This is a genomic window from Solimonas soli DSM 21787 (genome assembly GCF_000474945.1).
Lineage (GTDB): Bacteria > Pseudomonadota > Gammaproteobacteria > Nevskiales > Nevskiaceae > Solimonas > Solimonas soli.
Genome location: NZ_KI440839.1, coordinates 1 through 12,874 on the forward strand (window position 1 = coordinate 1; position 12,874 = coordinate 12,874).

General features: G+C 55.1%; 12 protein-coding genes. 3 read left to right on the plus strand and 9 right to left on the minus strand.

What is annotated here, in order from left to right:
- Positions 1 to 223: 223 nt before the first annotated feature.
- Positions 224 to 490 carry an H-NS histone family protein gene (locus tag K344_RS0117785; RefSeq protein WP_436278834.1) on the minus strand — a complete coding sequence of 89 codons (267 nt, stop codon included), beginning with the start codon at positions 488 to 490 and terminating at the stop codon, positions 224 to 226.
- A gap of 402 nt (positions 491 to 892) precedes the next feature.
- Between K344_RS0117785 and K344_RS22420 the strand changes: the two genes are divergently transcribed.
- The 3 genes from K344_RS22420 to K344_RS0117800 all read left to right on the plus strand — a co-directional run bounded on the left by K344_RS22420 (position 893) and on the right by K344_RS0117800 (position 4,285).
- The gene (locus K344_RS22420; RefSeq protein ID WP_043114929.1) at positions 893 to 2,275 is read left to right on the plus strand and encodes a phosphohexomutase domain-containing protein; all 1,383 of its coding nucleotides are present in this window, start codon (positions 893 to 895) and stop codon (positions 2,273 to 2,275) included.
- Between the two features lie 91 nt (positions 2,276 to 2,366).
- Positions 2,367 to 3,812 (plus strand): mannose-1-phosphate guanylyltransferase/mannose-6-phosphate isomerase, encoded by a 1,446-nt coding sequence (locus tag K344_RS0117795; protein WP_436278835.1) that lies wholly within the window; start codon positions 2,367 to 2,369, stop codon positions 3,810 to 3,812.
- A 23-nt stretch (positions 3,813 to 3,835) separates the two neighbouring features.
- Positions 3,836 to 4,285, plus strand: a complete 450-nt coding sequence (locus tag K344_RS0117800; protein ID WP_028081802.1) for a GDP-mannose mannosyl hydrolase — start codon at positions 3,836 to 3,838, stop codon at positions 4,283 to 4,285.
- A 10-nt stretch (positions 4,286 to 4,295) separates the two neighbouring features.
- Here the strand turns inward: K344_RS0117800 and fcl are convergent, their stop codons facing one another.
- The 8 genes from fcl to K344_RS23660 form a co-directional block, all read right to left on the minus strand.
- Positions 4,296 to 5,237: a GDP-L-fucose synthase gene (gene fcl, locus K344_RS0117805; RefSeq protein WP_028081803.1), complete on the minus strand. Its 942-nt coding sequence runs from the start codon at positions 5,235 to 5,237 to the stop codon at positions 4,296 to 4,298.
- A gap of 372 nt (positions 5,238 to 5,609) precedes the next feature.
- Complete coding sequence (gene gmd, locus K344_RS0117810) at positions 5,610 to 6,722, minus strand: GDP-mannose 4,6-dehydratase (protein WP_028081804.1); 1,113 nt, start codon at positions 6,720 to 6,722, stop codon at positions 5,610 to 5,612.
- 1,005 nt (positions 6,723 to 7,727) lie between these two features.
- Positions 7,728 to 8,480, minus strand: a complete 753-nt coding sequence (locus tag K344_RS23220) for an FkbM family methyltransferase (RefSeq protein ID WP_211234578.1) — start codon at positions 8,478 to 8,480, stop codon at positions 7,728 to 7,730.
- Between the two features lie 84 nt (positions 8,481 to 8,564).
- A complete protein-coding gene (locus tag K344_RS25050; protein WP_366508748.1) occupies positions 8,565 to 9,242 on the minus strand; it encodes a WcaF family extracellular polysaccharide biosynthesis acetyltransferase in 678 nt (225 codons plus the stop codon).
- On the minus strand, positions 9,133 to 9,888 hold the full coding sequence (locus K344_RS23645) for a glycosyltransferase family 2 protein (RefSeq protein WP_084197589.1): 756 nt from the start codon (positions 9,886 to 9,888) through the stop codon (positions 9,133 to 9,135). Before K344_RS23645 ends, K344_RS25050 begins: the two co-directional genes overlap by 110 nt.
- A complete protein-coding gene (locus K344_RS23650; RefSeq protein WP_169729318.1) occupies positions 9,885 to 11,141 on the minus strand; it encodes an O-antigen ligase family protein in 1,257 nt (418 codons plus the stop codon). The genes K344_RS23645 and K344_RS23650 overlap by 4 nt, the downstream gene beginning before the upstream one ends.
- Positions 11,134 to 12,342, minus strand: a complete 1,209-nt coding sequence (locus K344_RS23655) for a glycosyltransferase (protein WP_084197591.1) — start codon at positions 12,340 to 12,342, stop codon at positions 11,134 to 11,136. Before K344_RS23655 ends, K344_RS23650 begins: the two co-directional genes overlap by 8 nt.
- A complete protein-coding gene (locus K344_RS23660) occupies positions 12,333 to 12,872 on the minus strand; it encodes a serine O-acetyltransferase (protein WP_169729319.1) in 540 nt (179 codons plus the stop codon). Before K344_RS23660 ends, K344_RS23655 begins: the two co-directional genes overlap by 10 nt.
- Between the last annotated feature and the right edge of the window lie 2 nt (positions 12,873 to 12,874).

A 12,874-nucleotide genomic window follows, 5' to 3' on the forward strand; every position in this document is an offset into this window, starting at 1 on the left:
GCGGGGGGAGGGGCCAGGGGAGGTGGGCGCCTGCATCGCGCACTGAACCCGCATCGCGCGCCGCACCGCCCTCCTCACCCAACCCTCTCCTCCCGCCGGTAGGAGAGGGCTCGATACGCGCGCGGTGCTGTCGTTCCGGCGTCCCCCTCTGCCCGCTCGCGGGCGGAGGGGCCAGGGGAGGTGGGCGCTTCTCAACTATTACCGGCGCGGGCATTCTCGTGTGCTAGACGGCAAAACTTTCCCGCTTCTGTCCCTTCGCTTCCGCGTCGGCCAGCCATTTCGGCGTGCGGCCGCGGCCGCTCCAGGTTTCGCCGGTTGCCGGATTGCGATATTTCGCGGCGACCTTGGCGGCCTTCTTTGCGCCGCGCTTCGGCGATTTTTCAAGGCCGAGATCGGCGACGGTGAGGCCGTACTTTTCCATCTTTTCGCGGATTTCGGCGATCACCTTCTCGATTTCCGCGTGCCGCAGGTCTTCGGCCTGCCGCGTCAATGCTTCGATCTGCTTCAATAGTTCGCTATAGGTGGCCATGCTTTTCTCGTTTTAAATGCTGAATGACGCCGGATTATGCGGCCGGCTCGCGGGAGCGGATTCTAAACCGGAATTTGCGAGTTTCAATCGCGCAGCATCGAAATAACATTGGGCAAGGCAATATGCCGATCCGGCTCCTCACTTTTAATGCAATGCCCGCGTCAGACATAATCGGTCGATAATTGAATCAGCGGAATATCGGCGCTGAAAAAATAACCGGCGAAGGCCACGGCCATCGGCCGCCGCTCGACGAACTGTCACCAAGCGCGAACACATTCACCTTGCAGCGGCACAAACGCATGGGATTCAGACCGCCGAGCGTTTAGTATTCCCGCCGCACTCGCCCCTTCCCCTTCCAGAAACATGCCCCTGCCTCTCAGCTGCTTCAAGGCCTACGACATCCGTGGCCGTGTTCCGGACGAGCTGAACGAAGACATTGCCTACCGCCTCGGGCTCGCGTTCGCGCAGCGCTTCCAGTCTCGGCGCGTGGCGCTCGGCCGCGACATCCGCCACTCCAGTGCGTCGCTGCTCAACGCACTGGCGCACGGGCTTGCCGCGCGCGGCGTCGAGGTGCTCGATCTCGGTCTGTGCGGCACCGAAGAGGTCTACTGGGCGGCGCAGCAGGCGGGCATCGACGGAGCCATCGAGGTCACGGCCAGCCACAATCCCATCGATTACAACGGCATGAAGCTCGTGCTCGGCGGCGCGATCCCGGTGTCGGGCGATTCGGGCCTGCACGATCTGCGCGAGCTGACGGCGGCCTCGACGGCCACGGCGCCGCAGGGCCCGGCACCGATGCGCGCGGCAAGCTTTCGCGAAGGCCTGGTCCAGTTCCTGTGCCGCCATACGCCGGCGCCGGGCGGCAAGCGCCTGAAGATCGTCGTCAATCCGGGCAACGGCGCCGCCGGCCCGCTGGTGGAGGCACTGGCACCCCACCTCCCCTTCGAGCTGATCAGGATCCACTTCGAGCCGGACGGCAGCTTCCCGAACGGCATTCCCAACCCCCTGCTGCCGGAAAATCGCGGCGCCACGGCCGAGGCGGTGCGGCGCCACGGCGCCGATTTCGGCGTGGCCTGGGACGGCGACTTCGACCGCTGCTTCCTGTTCGACGAGAACGGCGGTTTCATCGAGGGTTACTACATCGTCGGCCTGCTGGCCGAGGCCTTGTTGCGCGAGCATCCCGGCCAGAAGATCGTGCACGACCCTCGCCTGACCTGGAATACGGTCGACGTGGTCGGCAAGGCGGGCGGCGTGGCCGTGCAGTCGAAGACCGGCCATGCCTTCATCAAGGAGCGCATGCGGCGCGAGGATGCGGTCTACGGCGGCGAGATGAGCGCGCATCACTACTTCCGCGATTTCGCCTATTGCGACAGCGGCATGCTGCCGTGGATTCTCGTCGCCAAGCTGGTGGCCGAAACCGGCAAGCCGCTGTCCGCGCTGGTCGGCGAGCGCATGCGCCTGTATCCGGCGAGCGGCGAGATCAACCGCGTCGTGCCCGATGTCAAGACCGTGATCGCGGCAATTCGCGGCCAGTACGAGAGCGGCGGCACGGTCGACACGACGGACGGCTTGAGCATCGAATTCCCGGACTGGCGCTTCAACCTGCGCGGCTCGAACACCGAGCCGGTGCTGAGGTTGAACGTGGAATCCCGGCACGATGTTGGCTTGATGAAACGCCGTACCGAGGAATTGCTGCAGGCCATCGACCGGCTTGGCGGCGCCGCGCAGGGAATGGCGCACGCGTAAACTGAAGCCCTGCGGGCCGCCACGCCGACTGACGCACAAACGTCAGGCGCGGGTTCCGCTAATTTGGGGCGCTTGGCGGAACGATGGTTAAATGGGGATTTCAATGAACATGATGAACACCACGGCGAAGATCCTGCCGGTGTTGCTGGCGGGTGGCTCGGGCACGCGCCTGTGGCCGCAATCGCGGGAGCAGTACCCGAAGCAGTTCCTGAACCTGATCGACGACAAGTCGCTGCTGCAGAACACCGCGCTGCGCGCCGCGCGCATTCCCGGCGCGCTGCCGCCGCTGGTGATCTGCGGCGATCAGCACCGTTTCATCGCCGCCGAGCAGCTGCGGCAGATCGGCATCAAGGACGCCACCATCATCCTCGAGCCGGCGGGCCGCAACACGGCGCCGGCCGCCGCCGTCGCCGCCCAGTTCGCCAAGGCCAGGTACGGCGAAGACACGCTGGTCTTCCTGATGGCCGCCGATCACGCCGTTCGCGACGTGGAGGCTTTCGTGCAGAGCGTGGTGACGGCATCGAGCGCAGCGAGCCTGGGCAGCATCGTGACCTTCGGCATCGTGCCCACGCGCGCCGAAACCGGCTATGGCTATCTGCGGCGCGGCGATGCGCTGGGCAACGGCGTGCACCAGGTGGCGCAATTCGTCGAGAAGCCCAATCTCGACACCGCGCAGAAGTACCTCGCCGAAGGCTGCTACCTGTGGAACGGTGGCCTGTTCCTGTTCCGCGCCGATACCTTCCTGCGGGAACTGGCGCAGTTCGAGCCCGGCATTGCCGAGCACGCCGAGCTGGCGTACACGCAAGGCAAGCACGATCTCGACTTCGTGCGCCTGCACGCGGATAGTTTCCAGAACTGCCGCAGCGATTCCATCGACTACGCGGTCATGGAAAAGACCGCGCGCGCCGCGCTCGTGCCGCTCGACGCCGGCTGGGACGACGTCGGCAGCTGGGAATATCTCGCCACCCTGCCGCCCACCGATGGCCGCGGCAATGTCGTGCGCGGCGACGTGCTGCTGGAGGACGCGCACAACAACCTCGTCAGCGCGCATTCGCGGCTGGTGAGCCTGGTGGGCGTCAAGGACCACGTGGTCGTGGAGACCGCGGACGCCGTCCTGATCGCCCCGCGCGACCGCACGCAGGACGTCAAGAAGATCGTCCAGAAACTGAAAGAGTCAGGTCGTGGCGAAGCGCAGGCCCATCCGCGCGTCTACCGCCCCTGGGGCTGGTACGAAACCATCGCCCTCGCCGGCCGCTTCCAGGTCAAGCGCATCATGGTCAAGCCGGGCGCCAAGCTGTCCCTGCAGATGCATCATCACCGCGCCGAGCACTGGATCGTGGTGTCCGGCACCGCGCAGGTCACTTGCAATGACAAAGTCTTCCTGCTCGGCGAGGACCAGTCCACCTACATCCCGCTCGGCAACAAGCACCGGCTCGACAATCCCGGAAAAATTCCGCTGGAGATCATCGAGGTGCAGACGGGCAGCTACGTGGGCGAAGACGACATCGTGCGCTTCGAGGACATTTACGGACGATGAGCCTGGATGCGTCGAGCAGAACACTGCTGCCGCGACCAGAGTGGCTGAAGATTGTCGAGCACACGCCGCTCGTCTCCATTGATCTCATCATTCAGGATGCCGAAGATCGTGTCCTGCTTGGCTGGCGCAACAACGAGCCGGCGCGCGGCACGTGGTTCGTTCCCGGCGGCGTGATTCGCAAAGACGAGACTCTGGATGGCGCGTTTCAGCGGATCGCCAAAACGGAGATCGGATTGACGCTGCAACGCGGCGAAGCGCGCTTCGTGGGGGCCTTCGAGCACCTTTATACGAACAACTTTGCAGAGATAGCCGGCATCACGACGCATTACGTGGTGCTGGCGCACGCGCTGCGTGTATCAACACTGCCGCTTCAGCCGGCCGATGCGCAGCATCGCGAATGGATGGGCCTCACGCCGGCGGAACTGTTAGACCATCCTCTGGTTCACGAAAACACGAAGGCGTACTTTCGCTGACCGGGCGCACTCAGCGGCGGAACCGCTCCTGATTCTCGATGAACCAACGATAGGTCTCCCGCACGCCGTCCCGCAGACCGATGCGCGCTTTCCAGCCGAGTGACGTCAGACGGCTCACGTCCATCAGCTTGCGCGGCGTTCCGTCCGGCTTGCTCAGATCCTGCGTAATCGCGCCTTCGAAGCCGACCACGTCACGAATCAGCTCGGCCAACTCGCGGATCGTCACGTCATCACCGACACCTACATTCACGAACTCCTCGTCCGAATAGTTCTCCATCAGGAACACGAGCGCATCGCCGAGATCATCCACGTGCAGGAACTCGCGGCGCGGCGTTCCCGTGCCCCACATCACCACCTCGCTGTCGCCCCGTTCCTTCGCTTCGTGGAACTTGCGAATGAGCGCCGGCATCACGTGCGAGTTCTCGAGATGGAAGTTGTCGCCCGGCCCATAGAGATTGGTCGGCATGGCCGAAATCGCGTCGAAGCCATATTGCCGGCGATATGCCTGGCACATCTTGATGCCGGCGATCTTGGCGACCGCGTACCACTCGTTCGTCGGTTCCAGCGGCCCCGTCAACAGGCAGCTCTCCGGCATCGGCTGCGGCGCGAGCTTGGGATAGATGCATGAAGAGCCCAGGAACAGCAGCTTCTTCGCGCCATGCTTCCAGGCCGAATGGATGACGTTGGTCTGGATGGCAAGGTTGTCGCGGATGAACTCCGCGGGATACGCGTTGTTGGCATGGATACCGCCGACTTTGGCCGCTGCCAAGAACACATAGTCCGGTTTCTCGGCCGCGAAGAACGCGTCTACGGCGCCTTGGCTGGTGAGATCGACCTCAGCATGCGTGCGCAGTAACAGATTATTGAAGCTCTTCCGCTGCAGAGACCGCACGATAGCGCCACCTGCCAAGCCACGATGCCCAGCTACATAAATCTTTGCCGCGAAATCCATCATCCACTCCATGATCTTTTGAAGCAATGCACAACAACTAACATTGATTGGAAAAGGCGTATGCGAGCATCTCCACGACGATAACACTGCAGGCGAGCCTTGCATCACGGCGCACTAAATGGCGCCGCGTTTGGACTCAGAGTGCGGAACCTGAAAGCACTAGGGCCGCCAGACCAGCACGGCGACCTACGCCGCTATACACCCACCGGAGTCTTGAACAACCCGGCAGTGCATCAAAACACCAAGGCCTACTTCCGGTAAGACCTCTCCCCGAAAGAGTCTCCTGGCACTACGCGCCGCCTTCTACCAGGAGTGGCGACGGCTCTTACCCTCCTGCGGAAGGCGCGCGCGCACTGGTGAAATGGGTCGGCCTCACTCGTGAAAATCAAATGCCTGAAATCCCGCCAGCTTCACCATGCTGTCCCGCTTGGCGCTCTTCAGATCCTCGCGGACCATCTCGCTGACCAGTTCCTCGAACGTGATCTTCGGCACCCAGCCCAGTTTCTGCTTGGCCTTGGTCGGATCGCCCAATAGCGTTTCTACCTCGGCAGGGCGGAAGTAGCGCGGATCCACCGCAACGATCTTCGTTCCCGGCTTCAGCTTCACCTCCGGATTCGTGACCGCCGTCACAATACCCACCTCGTCCACGCCGCTGCCCTTCCACTCCAGCGCAATACCCAATTCCGAGGCCGCGCGGTCCACGAACTGGCGCACCGAATACTGCACGCCGGTCGCGATCACGAAGTCTTCCGCAACCTCCTGCTGCAGCATCATCCACTGCATCTCCACGTAGTCTTTAGCGTGACCCCAGTCGCGCAACGAATCCAAGTTGCCTAAGTAAAGGCAGTCCTGCAGGCCAAGTGCGATACGCGAGATTGCGCGCGTGATCTTACGCGTCACGAAGGTCTCGCCGCGCAGCGGCGACTCGTGGTTGAACAGGATGCCATTGCAGGCATACATGCCGTAGCTCTCGCGGTAATTCACCGTGATCCAGTAGGCGTACATTTTGGCCACCGCATAGGGCGAGCGCGGATAGAACGGCGTGGTTTCCTTCTGCGGAATCTCCTGGACTAGGCCGTAAAGTTCAGAGGTGGAGGCCTGATAGAACTTGGTTTTCTTGTCTAGCCCAGCAATGCGGATCGCCTCCAGCAAGCGCAGGGCGCCGAGCGCGTCGGTGTCCGCCGTGTACTCCGGCGCCTCGAAACTCACCGCCACATGCGACTGTGCGCCAAGGTTGTAGACCTCGTCCGGCTGAATCTGCTGGACTAGGCGAATCAGGTTGGTGGAGTCGGTCAAATCACCGTAATGCAGCACGAACTTGCGACCGGTCTCATGCGGGTCTTGATACAGGTGATCGACTCGGTTGGTATTGAACAGCGAGGCGCGGCGCTTGATGCCATGCACTTCGTAGCCCTTCGACAGCAACAGTTCGGCGAGATACGAGCCATCTTGGCCGGTCACACCCGTAATCAAAGCACGCTTCACTCAGAAATCTCCTTTCAAAAAACGAAAAACAAATACCGATGTCCGGCAGACCGCACCGGCTCATAAGCTCGGCAACCGATTTTAGACGAATGCAATATCCCTACCTAGGATGCCGCTCACGTCAGGCCTGCTCGCCATTTCCCTCTCCTGGGAGAGGGTCTCCGTCCTTGAAAGCTGCCCCCTGCTTCTGCTTACAGACGGTATGGCATGAATGCAATCAGCTACATCGCCGCGCGCGAGAACCCCGCCGCAACCATGGACTAAGCCCGTCAGGATCGGACTCCCGTCATCGTTACGCGCAAGCGTGAGCAGAGACTGTCGCAATGCTCTCGTTTGAAGAGTATGAGGTCCTGCAGGAGACTGTCTATCTACTCCAGCGCCCAACCGATACCAAGCAGCTCGTGAAAGCTACCAAGGCCTTGGAGGCACGGCGGAAAGAAACGGAAATCGACCCCAAGGGCATGCCGGCAATTCTGAGCCATCTAAAAATGCATCGAATGCCTATCGGTAGCTCAACATTAACGGCAAGCATCGAATCACCCACACTGCGAGCATCTCATCATCCACACCTGCCCTCGACGCAATCTTCATCCTTCAGCGGCGCTCTAACACTACTAAGCGCCGTCTTTCTCTGATACCCCCCAACAGAGGCGAAGTGGCTAGCTTCCCTTCTCAAACAAATAGGAAAAGAAAATTATACTTGAGCCAGATATATGCAGAGATACTCTTAAAAAAACTTAATGATAGTTTGGCACGAACCTAGCCGTCACGGCATCCTCTCCAATTAAACCCAGATCCCTATTTCAAGGCGGTTAGTAAAAACGCACCGGAAGGCCGGCCAGAATGCGCCCCCCAGGGCAGAGAGATATTAATGACGCTCGCAGCTCAATTTCGAACAGCTAGCCGGCATTAGCGAAACGCTTCTTGACTTTGAAGCTGCCCCAGATCGACTACATTTTCTGGCCTTGATATCGAAAATTCGATCCCATTGGAATCGAGATTAACTTAAACGGATAGAAAACGGTTTCTAAATAGGAAATCGGCTTGCACAGAATGGCCTGCGGAATCATAAGAGATATTTTGAATGCCAACAAACAAAAATCCTCTTTCGTCAAGCCAACGAATCACCGATGACGCCAGTGCTTGATCCGTATAAAGCTCCACGAATGAGCATTCAGCATAAATATATTTAAATTTAGGCAAAAGATCCGCGCAAGCCATCAAAGCTTGCAATTCAAAGCCTTGGACATCCAGTTTGAGTAAGGCATTGCGGCTTATCTCCGACGGCGTCAGAAACATCGATAACGGTGCCACCTGCACCGTAATCGTATGAACTTCATGTGTACCCGGAAAGAGTTCGTTTTGGCGGGGTGCGATGGGGAGAAGGGAGGAAGAGTCATCTCGCCCCGAAACATGAAAGGAAGTGCCTCCTCGTTCCGGTCCAATAGCGAAGCGATGCAATATCGCCGATTTATCTGCGGCAAAGATCGCCTCATAGATCGAGGCAGGATGCGGCAGAGGTTCAAAAGATATAATTCTCGCGCCTGGAAATAACCAGCGAGCCACAAGAGAAAACTGCCCACGATTGGCGCCTATATCAATCACTAACGAGCAATCAAGAGCGGCAAGACATTGGCAATGCTCGGTTGCTGCGGCGACCCCATGCCGAAATAAAACTACACGGAACGTTCTATTTCGCAATACCGCAATCAACTTTCTAGCTCGATGAATCAATAAACCGATCTTTAGTCTTTTCAAAAGGCACCTCGACTTTTGGCACCGCTAATAGTCGAATAACTGACTCGTACTCACCCCGCTTACTCTTGGTTAGATACAATTTTACTAGCTCTTCCAACGTGTTTTGACGATGCCGCAAGGGTTCCCGGCATAAACCATGCCGGCGGATGCGTCCTGAGTCAAAACGGATCCGGCGCTAATAACTGCCTCGCGACCCACGGTTACCCCTGGGCCAATAAACGTCGCCGCTCCGATCCACGCCCCGTCCTCAACGAGGATAGGCTCATTTCTATACGGCATAGTTACAATGCGGTAATTATGATTTCCAGTACATAGGAATGCTCGTTGAGATATACAGCAGTTGGCACCAATAGAAATCCTATCCAAGTTCAAAAGAAATACTTCCTCGCCAATCCAGACGTCGTCACCAACGAAAAGCTTCCATGGCATGTGAATATTGACTCGCGGCTTTATGACGCATCCGCTACCAATCCGCGCACCAAATAGGCGAAGTAAAGAACATTTTATCTTACTAGGCCATGGAATTGATGTTAAAAAGAAAACTCGTTTTGTAATATACCAGATAGCTTCGAGCATAAGCGGCGCGCCGCGATCGAATGGCGATGCATCAAAATCTGAAAGTCTTACTTGCGTCATTCTTATAAGGCTAAAGTTATCGAAAGCTAGATAATATGCGCAGGCCCACCGTGGATATGCCGCGTTTAAAGAAACTCCTGGCGCGTATCCAGAAAGGGAGGCCAAGGACATCACGCTGAATTGCATATGGCTCCATGAATAGGCGCCTAGGGTTGCGGTAAGAAGTGTCCCCTACTCGAAATTTAACGAGTGGCATGTTTGTATAGCTCTCGTGGCTTCTTCGTTTGACAAGCTGAGCGGCCAGATAATAATCCCCACAAATTCGATAGCGCAGATCGTATGGTTCATCTTTAACAAGTTTAGTACGATAATAAGTAGCTTGCTGATTAGCGGGCACGCCATGCCAGATATAGCTGTTCGAAGACCGCGCTAACCGAGTTATCGAACGACCGCTGGGAAGAATTAATTCGGCAGCACCGAATAAGACGTCCGGCGCTTCAGCCAACAAAATTTCCGCAACAGTTCGGAGAGTGTTAATTGAAGGCAACACATCGCCAGCATTGAGAAAGACGAGGTATTCACCGTTCGCAAGGGCTGCGCCCTTGTTCATAGCATCATATATTCCTTCATCTTTTTCACTAAGCCATGAAAAATTAGATATAGTTACGCTACGAAGATATTCAACCGAGCCATCAGTAGAAGCGCCATCAATAACAATCCACTCGTAGTTATTGAACGTTTGCCGCCGAAGGCAATCGTGGACATCGATCAATCCCTTCCTATCATTGAAGGATACTGTGATCACGCTAATTATATGTTTCGACATATTCATGAAAAACCAATTATCCCCCGCTTATTCTTAAATTTAAGGGGCGATTCGTTTTGAGTCTGCCGATCATTATCGAGAACACAGCAGAAAAAGCCCCAAAAGAACCAGAATGTCGATAAAGCAACCAGAAATCCGCCTAATGACATCGCAACACTGCATAATATACAGAACGACCAAGCTGCAGATTTTTTGCTTCTAGCCTCGGCGCCTAATAATTTCATTTTCCATATTAGAATTGAAAACGGCAACATCATAATGAGCAGGCCAATAATTCCGTGCCAATGCATCATCCCGACGAAAGAGTTATGAATATGTACCGTAGCGTCGCCGGCATGTATTCCGGATGAAAGTGTTGGTGTTCCCAAGCCAAATATGGGACTTTCTTTATATTCTTCCAGCCCTGCTGTTGTTGTATTGAATCTTGTTCGAACAGAAATATCACTTCCAATAGATTCGGGGTTTATGGCATTGGCAGCAATTGTGATAACTATTATTCCCAGAAGAATTAATATTCCGGGAATGAGACTTCGGACTCTGGAAAGCATCTTAACTGGATAATAACCCAAAATTGCTAAGCCAAATATCAACCAACTCGTTCTGGAGTAAGTGAAATAAGAAAATATTGCGCCAAAGAATAGGAATAAAATTTTAAATTTCTTGTCATTGCTAAGAAAAAGCAATGGCAACGTTGCGGCAATCACAATACCGCTATAAGAAGGTTCGTACCACACAGAATACGCGCGATTTGCGCTAGCCCAACCGGAAAAGACGGTGATTCGTGTGGCTGATGTGTCTGGAGGACTACGAAGGAACGAAAAAAATTCTGGCAGGTCGTAAACCTGCGCGAAATATGTATAGATGCCATAAATGAATAATCCGGAATGAATATTAATCATCAAAAAAACCGGATCAACACGACGCCGCATTGATTCCGTGTAAAATGCATACCCAACAAGTCCGCAAAAAAATAGTACGCCATAAAAAAGGGACTGGCGAATGTTGGTGGCCACCAAAGCCGCGTCGGCGGTAAAAAATGATACAAAGGAGCCAATTAAAAAAAGAATACTAAGTGCGGCCGGCCACTGAGCGAAGCGAGCACTTTTTCCCTTGGTGACGAGACTAAGAATTACAAATCCTACGGAAGTTAAATAAGCTGGGATTCTTACAGATACGACGGAGGAGAATAGTAGCGTGCTATTAAGTAAGGGGATCGCTAGCAAAGCCAGCAAAAGAAATGTGTACGGTTTCTTACGCACGACCGCGCCCGATTGCCTCACCATACGCCTGCTTGTACATGGTCATCATGACCCCGCCACTAAAACGCCTCAGTGCCTTTTCACTTAGCATTTTCCTATTGAAAATGGAAGGCCGGCTTTTAACACGCTCCAGAAATGAATTTAGGTCCGCCAGTGGATGCGAATCTACACCACCTAATACAGCTCGAGCAGCTGGACTATCAACCGCCAAAACAGTAACACCACACGCCATTGCTTCTGCCATCACCAGACCAAATGTATCTTTTTTTGAACTAAATATAAGGTAATCACAAGAAAATAGGATTTCAGCCAGAGTCTGTCTATCCGTCAGAGTGCCGTGATTAATGACGTTGGGATTGAAAAAAGGAGAATTTTGTCCAACGGTATGAAGAATAACATTACCGCCCCCCAATAGCTTATTGATTAGTTCATGATCGGTTTTCGTGGGATCTGATAAGTCCTTGGCTATAACGATAATATGAACCCGCGTATTATCGCGCTGCTTATTAGTTTCCCAATTAATTCTCCGGACACTTTGCTCAAAATCAAAGTCAAGGCCATTAGAAATCACCTTTACTTGCTCCGTGGGGAAAACAGTTTTGAACATGTCAGCTACAAACGGAGTCGGTGCTACGATAGTCATCATTGGGATTAGCGGTGCTAGTGTTTTTTGCTTGTACCTTCTCATCGAGGCCGACACATCGATCATGGCTGGCGGATAATTTTTCTGTGTCGGGCATTTTCCGCACCCAACGGTCCACCGCATACAGTTTTCGATAAAAGCACACCTACCTGTAAGCAACCAAAAGTCATGCGCCGTCCAGACGATTGGTTTCTGTGAGACACGTAATTGCTTGCTCAACCAGCCGAGGGGTAAATAGTAGCTGTGCGTGGCGTGTAAATGGATTACATCAGAATGCTTGATGGCTGCCTCAAATGAAACTGCTCTATCTCCGTAGGGAGGCAAAACCTCTACTCCAGCAATTCGGTGGGCGATAAAATTGGTCATCGCTCCAATTTTGCTGCCGAGTTGCCGCGCTCCGGGGATATGGGCCTCTTCCGGCGATCTTCCGGCACCCGGGCCGTATCCATAGAAGAATTCGCTTTTATCGCCCGCTTGCATTAAGCGACGGTGCAAATCGAGACCTACTTGAGCGGCGCCACCTTCGGCGAGCCTAACATTGACATGAGTTACTCGCATGGTGGACTGCAGGATTCCAATTTTAGCGGAATAGTACGTGCGGGATTGCCGACTGCCATGTGATACGGGGGCACATCCTTAATTACGACTGCGCCAGCTCCGATCACCGAATGATCCCCAATCTCAATGTCACCGATGATTGCGGCGTTAGCGCCAATTTCCACATAATTTCCGATTCTGGGAGATTTTTGTTGGCGCCCATATTGGTCCAGCTTGCAACCAATCGTGATGCAATGACGAAGGCGGCAATAATCACCGATTACGGTGTTTTTATTCACAACAATTGCGTAGGCATGATCCACGATAAGACCTTTTCCAATTGTCGTCGCTGCGGGCAACTCGAATCCGAACCAATATTCAGTTAATAATCGATAAATAACCAATACTGGAAGCGCCCACAGTGAGTGCACCCAAAAGTGTTTCCTATGAACGGACGCCGCGTGAGCCAGTCGATAAAAGACAATCAGTGGCAACTTTATGTTGCCGTGATTACGCTTTACGTCTTCTGCAATCAGATTGAAAACGTTCATGA

Bases quoted from the DNA above. Each gene is read 5' to 3' on its own strand.
- K344_RS22420 (WP_043114929.1), top strand. From the start codon at position 893: ATGCCCCTGCCTCTCAGCTGCTTCAAGGCCTACGACATCCGTGGCCGT.
- K344_RS0117795 (WP_436278835.1), top strand. From the start codon at position 2,367: ATGGGGATTTCAATGAACATGATGAACACCACGGCGAAGATCCTGCCG.
- fcl (WP_028081803.1), bottom strand. From the start codon at position 5,237: ATGGATTTCGCGGCAAAGATTTATGTAGCTGGGCATCGTGGCTTGGCA.
- K344_RS25050 (WP_366508748.1), bottom strand. From the start codon at position 9,242: ATGCAATTCAGCGTGATGTCCTTGGCCTCCCTTTCTGGATACGCGCCA.
- K344_RS23645 (WP_084197589.1), bottom strand. From the start codon at position 9,888: ATGAATATGTCGAAACATATAATTAGCGTGATCACAGTATCCTTCAAT.
- K344_RS23655 (WP_084197591.1), bottom strand. From the start codon at position 12,342: ATGCGAGTAACTCATGTCAATGTTAGGCTCGCCGAAGGTGGCGCCGCT.
- K344_RS23660 (WP_169729319.1), bottom strand. From the start codon at position 12,872: ATGAACGTTTTCAATCTGATTGCAGAAGACGTAAAGCGTAATCACGGC.